Source organism: Roseateles sp. P5_E1 (assembly GCF_054049335.1).
In genome coordinates, this window is the sequence record NZ_JBFUMN010000169.1 from 1 (window position 1) to 789 (window position 789).

Below are 789 nucleotides of genomic sequence, written 5' to 3' on the forward strand. Positions count from 1 at the left end.
GTGCCGGCGCGCCGCCGATCGGCACGCCTGAGCCGGAATACCGGGCGGTCACCCTGGAGGCGACCCTGGCCGTGGCCCGGGCGTGGGCGGCGGCCAATCCGCAGGGCCGTTTCTTCTACGTCTCCGGGGCCCACGCCAATCCGGACAGCGTCTTCATGCCGCTGCGGATCAAGGGTGAAACCGAGCGGGCACTGGCCAGCCTGCCGATCCGCACCGTGATGCTGCGTCCAGGCGGCGTGCGCCCCGTGGCCGGCACCGGCACGCGTCACGGGATGCTCAAGCCGCTGTATCGCTTTGGCGGGCCGCTGATGAAGCTGGCCGCGCAGGTCACGCCGTCGCTGATGACCAGCAACGCTACCCTCGGGCGCGCGATGATCGAACTGGCACGGATGCCGCATCCGCCGGCAGTGGTGGAGTGTGCGGACATCAACCGGCTGGGACACTGAGCAGAGGGCCGCGCTGAAAGCAGGCCTTGCTGGGTCTACTCCGCCGCCTTGCCGAACGGCGGCCCACTGCGCCCGCGTTGCACGGCGTCTTCAACCCGCGCCACCAGTTCCTCGATGTTGAACGGCTTGCCGACGAACGGCGTGCCCTGATGTTGCTTGGGCACCATCTGGAAATAGACCGCCGAGGCGAACAGGAAGGGCGTGCCCAGCGCGGCGAGTTTGTCGGCGACCGGGAAGACCGGACCATCGCGCAGTTCGATATCCAGCACTGCGGCATCGAAATGCTGGTAGGACAACGTGCTGAGGGCATCGGTCACCGAGTCGGCCGGCACCACTTCATAAC

Annotated in this window: 2 pseudogenes; one reads left to right on the top strand and one right to left on the bottom strand. The window is 68.1% G+C overall.

From position 1 onward, the window contains the following. Nucleotides 1-446 (top strand): annotated as a pseudogene (locus ACXJKJ_RS30410) (hypothetical protein); the annotation flags it as partial. 35 nt (nucleotides 447-481) lie between these two features. Here the strand turns inward: ACXJKJ_RS30410 and ACXJKJ_RS30415 are convergent. Then, nucleotides 482-789, bottom strand: a pseudogene (locus ACXJKJ_RS30415) (hypothetical protein); the annotation flags it as partial.